This window comes from Pseudomonas sp. EGD-AK9 (assembly GCF_000465935.2).
Classification (GTDB): Bacteria; Pseudomonadota; Gammaproteobacteria; order Pseudomonadales; family Pseudomonadaceae; genus Aquipseudomonas.
Window position 1 is genome coordinate 1 of the sequence record NZ_AVOF01000248.1, and the last position, 4,855, is coordinate 4,855.

Annotated in this window: 4 protein-coding genes and 1 pseudogene; 2 read left to right on the forward strand and 3 right to left on the reverse strand. The window is 64.6% G+C overall.

All coding sequences use genetic code 11. The features are described 5' to 3' along the window. The 3 genes from N878_RS12750 to N878_RS12760 form a co-directional block, all read right to left on the reverse strand. The coding region (locus tag N878_RS12750; RefSeq protein WP_021444034.1) for an aminotransferase class III-fold pyridoxal phosphate-dependent enzyme at positions 1 to 501 on the reverse strand (501 nt) is incomplete at its 3' end. 84 nt (positions 502 to 585) lie between these two features. Beyond that, positions 586 to 1,944 carry a glutamine synthetase family protein gene (locus tag N878_RS12755; RefSeq protein WP_021444035.1) on the reverse strand — a complete coding sequence of 453 codons (1,359 nt, stop codon included), beginning with the start codon at positions 1,942 to 1,944 and terminating at the stop codon, positions 586 to 588. A 41-nt stretch (positions 1,945 to 1,985) separates the two neighbouring features. Continuing rightward, positions 1,986 to 2,738 carry a gamma-glutamyl-gamma-aminobutyrate hydrolase family protein gene (locus N878_RS12760; protein ID WP_021444036.1) on the reverse strand — a complete coding sequence of 251 codons (753 nt, stop codon included), beginning with the start codon at positions 2,736 to 2,738 and terminating at the stop codon, positions 1,986 to 1,988. A 276-nt stretch (positions 2,739 to 3,014) separates the two neighbouring features. On the opposite strand from N878_RS12760, the gene N878_RS12765 reads away from it, so the two are divergent. Further along, positions 3,015 to 4,394, forward strand: a complete 1,380-nt coding sequence (locus N878_RS12765) for a glutamine synthetase family protein (protein ID WP_031303124.1) — start codon at positions 3,015 to 3,017, stop codon at positions 4,392 to 4,394. Between the two features lie 111 nt (positions 4,395 to 4,505). Next, positions 4,506 to 4,855, forward strand: a pseudogene (locus N878_RS12770) (polyamine ABC transporter substrate-binding protein); the annotation flags it as partial.

Consider the following 4,855-nt stretch of genomic DNA (forward strand, 5'->3'; position numbering starts at 1 on the left):
GCCCTTCATCCCGCCAAGGCTGGCGCCGGCCACGGTGGAGCCGTGGTAGCCGTTCTCGCGGGCGATGATGATCTTCTTGGCCGGCTTGCCCTTGCACGCCCAGTAGTGGCGCACCAGGCGCAGCATGGTGTCGTTGCCTTCCGAGCCGGAACCGGTGAAGAACACGTGGTTCATGCCTTCGGGGGCCAGTTCGGCGATGGCCTGGGCCAGCTCCAGCACCGGCGGGTGGGCGGTCTGGAAGAAGGTGTTGTAGAACGGCAGCTGGCGCATCTGCGTCGCCGCGGCCTCGACCAGTTCCTCGCGACCGTAGCCGACGGCCACGCACCAGAGCCCGGCCATGCCGTCGAGGATCTTGTGACCCTCGCTGTCCCACAGGTACACGCCCTTGGCCTCGGTGATGATGCGCGGGCCCTTCTCGGCCAGCTGTTTGTAGTCGCTGAACGGCGCCAGGTGATGGGCGCGGCTCATGGCCTGCCACTGGGCGGTTTTCGGGTTGGTCATGACAACACCTTTTATTACGCGGGTCGCCGGCGGCGGCCCGATGAAATCGATGGCAACGGGCGCGGCCAGCCGCGCCCGCCCCGGTCACACCGACAGCAGCAGGAACTCGCGCTCCCAGGAACTGATCACGCGCTTGAAGTTCTCGTGCTCGGCGCGTTTCACCGCGACATAGCCGCGCATGAACTTCTCGCCCAGGTACTTCTCGGCGGCCTTGCACGCCTCCATGCGCTCCAGCGCCGCCTCGATGGTCAGCGGCAGACGCAGGTTGCGGCGCTCGTAGCCGCGGCCCTTGACCGGCGCGCTGGGCTTGATGCCCTCGACCATGCCGATGTAGCCGCACAGCAGGGAGGCGGCCAGCACCAGGTAGGGGTTGGCGTCGGCGCCGGCCAGGCGGTTCTCCACCCGGCGGTTCTGCGGCCCGGCTTCCGGTACGCGCAGGCCCACGGTACGGTTCTCCTCGCCCCATTCGACGTTCACCGGCGCCGAGGTGTCGGGCAGGAAGCGGCGGAACGAGTTGACGTTCGGCGCGAACAGCGGCAGCACCTCGGGGATGTACTTCTGCAGGCCGCCGATGTGGTGCATGAACAGCTCGCTCATGGTGCCGTCGTCGTTGGAGAAGATGTTCTTGCCGGTCTTGATGTCCACCACGCTCTGGTGGATGTGCATGGCGCTGCCCGGCTGGTCGGTGATCGGCTTGGCCATGAAGGTCGCCGCCACGTCGTGCTTGAGCGCGGCCTCACGCATGGTGCGCTTGAACACGGTGATCTGGTCGGCCAGGTGCAGGGCCTCGCCGTGACGGAAGTTGATTTCCATCTGCGCCGGGCCGTCTTCGTGGATCAGCGTGTCGAGGTCCAGGTCCTGCAGCTCGCACCAGTCGTAGACGTCCTCGAACAGCGGATCGAATTCGTTGGCGGCGTCGATGGAGAACGACTGCCGGCCCACTTCCGGGCGCCCGGAGCGGCCCATCGGCGCCACCAGCGGGAAGTCCGGGTCGCTGTTGCGCTTGGTCAGGTAGAACTCCATCTCCGGCGCGACGATCGGCCGCCAGCCCTTGTCGGCGTAAAGCTTGAGCACGTTCTTGAGGATGTTGCGCGGCGACAGCTCGATCGGGTTGCCCTGCTTGTCGAAGGTGTCGTGGATCACCATCGCGGTCGGCTCGATGGCCCAGGGCACGAGGAACACGGCGTTCTCGTCGGGGCGGCAGAACATGTCGATGTCCGCCTCGTCGAGCAGCTCGTAATAGATGTCGTCCTCGACGTAGTCGCCGGTCACGGTCTGCAGCAGCACGCTCTCGGGGAGGCGCATGCCCTTCTCGTCGAGGAACTTGTTGGTCGGCGAGATCTTGCCGCGGGCAATGCCGGTCAGGTCGCTGACCAGGCATTCGACTTCGGTGATTTTGCGTTCTTTCAGCCAGCTCGTGAGCTGGTCTAGCTTGGTACTCATAGAGACCTCAGGGTTGGAGAATCCGACTAGGTATAGTCGGTTCAGCGTTGCCCCGCCCTCTCCCTGCAAGCCTCACCAAAGGCCTGGAAGATGGCGAGATAATTCGGATTGGATGCTACCTGCCACTCGGGGTGCCATTGCACCCCCAGCGCGAAGCTTTTTGCACCTTCGACGGAAAAAGCTTCGACCAACCCGTCGGGCGCCAGAGCTTCTACGCGAAGGCCCGGCGCCAGACGTGCAACGCCCTGGCCATGAATGGAATTGATCTGGAACTCGCGCGGCAAGCCGATGCCGTCGAGCAGCCCGCCGGGCTGCACCTGCAGTGCATGGCGCGGGCCGTACTGCACCTCGACCGGCTGCTCCTTCGGCTCGCGGTGATCCAGCAGCCCTGGGATCTCGTGCACGCGCTGGTGCAAGGTGCCGCCGAAGGCCACGTTGATTTCCTGGAAGCCGCGGCAGATGCCCAGCAGCGGCACGCCGGCGTCGAGCGCCGCGCGGATCAGCGGCAGCGTGGTGGCATCGCGTGCGCTATCGTGCAAGGTACCGGGTGCGCTGGCGGCGCCAGCGTAATGATGAGGTTCGACGTTGGACGGCGAGCCGGTGAACAGCAGGCCGTCGAGCTGTTCGAGTAGCTGCGGCAGCGCCAGCAGCTCGCCGAGTGCCGGCACGATCAGCGGCATGCCACCGGCGCCGACCACCACCGCGCGCAAATACTTGTCGCCGGCAGTGTGATAGAAGTTGTGACCGATCTGCTTGGTGCAGGCACTGACGCCGACTATCGGCAGGCGAGACATGAGACACCCGTTTTATTGCTGTTATGGGTTTGAGCCGAGCTTAGCCTTGTTCATTTTTTTACACAATAGCCCTGTAAAAAATTGAACACACCCGACTGAGCACCCCGGCCGGCCAGGCGTTTCAGCCAGGCGCAATGCCCTGAAACGCCCCAAAACTGGCCGTGCAGCCCTCTTTTAGGGCATCATAGGGCTCTCTTGACAGCCATGGGTGTTTCCGATTGACTCACACCCATGCAGTTGCATGATTGATATTTTTAACAATAAAGGTGTTGCATCATGTCGGTACCCCCGCGTGCCGTTCAGCTTAACGAAGCGAACGCGTTCCTTAAGGAACATCCTGAGGTCCTGTTCGTCGACCTTCTTATTGCAGATATGAACGGCGTGGTGCGCGGCAAGCGCATCGACCGTAACGCCCTGCACAAGGTGTACGAGAAAGGCATCAACCTGCCGGCGTCGCTGTTCGCCCTCGACATCAATGGCGCCACCGTGGAAAGCACCGGCCTGGGCCTGGACATCGGCGATGCCGACCGCATCTGCTTCCCCATCCCCAATACCCTGTGCAACGAACCCTGGCAGAAGCGCCCCACCGCGCAGCTGCTGATGACCATGCACGAACTGGATGGCACCCCCTTCTTCGCCGACCCGCGCGAAGTGCTGCGCCAGGTGGTGCAGAAGTTCGACGACATGGGCCTGAAGATCTGCGCCGCCTTCGAGCTGGAGTTCTACCTGATCGACCAGGAGAACGTGAACGGCCGGCCGCAGCCGCCGCGCTCGCCGATCTCCGGCAAGCGCCCGCATTCGACCCAGGTGTACCTGATCGACGACCTCGACGAATACGTCGACTGCCTGCAGGACATGCTCGAAGCCGCCAAGGAGCAGGGCATCCCGGCCGACGCCATCGTCAAGGAAAGCGCCCCGGCGCAGTTCGAGGTCAACCTGCACCACGTCGAGGACGCCATCAAGGCCTGCGACTACGCGCTGCTGCTCAAGCGCCTGATCAAGAACATCGCCTACGACCACGAGATGGACAGCACCTTTATGGCCAAGCCCTACCCGGGCCAGGCCGGCAACGGCCTGCACGTGCACATCTCGCTGCTGGACAAGAAGACCGGCAAGAACATCTTCGCCGCCGACGACCCGCTGCAGAACCAGCCGCTGCGCCACGCCATCGGCGGCATTCTCGACACCATGGCCGCGAGCATGGCCTTCCTCTGCCCCAACGTGAACTCCTACCGCCGCTTCGGCGCGCAGTTCTACGTGCCCAACGCGCCGAGCTGGGCGCTGGACAACCGCACCGTGGCCGTGCGCGTGCCCACCGGCAGCGCCGACGCCGTGCGCATCGAACACCGGGTGGCCGGCGCCGACGCCAACCCCTACCTGATGCTGGCCTCGATCCTCGCCGGCATCCACCACGGCCTGACCAACCAGATCGACCCGGGCGAGCCGATCGAAGGCAACTCCTACGAGCAGCTCGAGCAGAGCCTGCCGAACAACCTGCGCGACGCGCTGCGCGAGCTGGACGACAGCGAGGTGCTGAACAAGTACATCAGCCCGGACTACATCGACATCTTCGTCGCCTGCAAGGAAGCCGAACTGCAGGAGTTCGAGACCACCATCTCCGACCTCGAGTACAACTGGTACCTGCATACCGTCTGATGCAATGCCCGACGCCGGCCCTAGTGCCGGCGTTGTTTTGTCTGCCACCCACGCTCTGCCGAACCGCCCGCGCCATGCGCAGCGGCGAAGCCATGCCTCGAGGAGGTCGTCATGTTTCGCGTTCTCGCTCCGCTACTGCTGGCCCTGGCTCCCGGACTGACGGCCGCCGCCGACAGCATCCGCGTCTACAACTGGAACGACTACATCGCCCCGCAGGTGCTGGAGAGTTTCACCCGTGACACCGGCATCGCCGTGGAGTACCGCACCTTCAGCAGCGCCGAGGAACTGGCCAACGCCCTGGCCAGCGGCGAGTCCATCGACGTCGCGGTGCCCTCGCACAACGACCTGCCGGCGCTGATTGCCGCCGGCGGCATCCAGCCGCTGGACCTGCGCCTGCTGCCCAACCGCAAACACCTGGACAAGCAGCTGCTGAGCAAGCTGGCCGCGGTCGACCCGCAGAA

Bases quoted from the DNA above. Each gene is read 5' to 3' on its own strand.
- N878_RS12755 (WP_021444035.1), bottom strand. From the start codon at position 1,944: ATGAGTACCAAGCTAGACCAGCTCACGAGCTGGCTGAAAGAACGCAAA.
- N878_RS12760 (WP_021444036.1), bottom strand. From the start codon at position 2,738: ATGTCTCGCCTGCCGATAGTCGGCGTCAGTGCCTGCACCAAGCAGATC.
- N878_RS12765 (WP_031303124.1), top strand. From the start codon at position 3,015: ATGTCGGTACCCCCGCGTGCCGTTCAGCTTAACGAAGCGAACGCGTTC.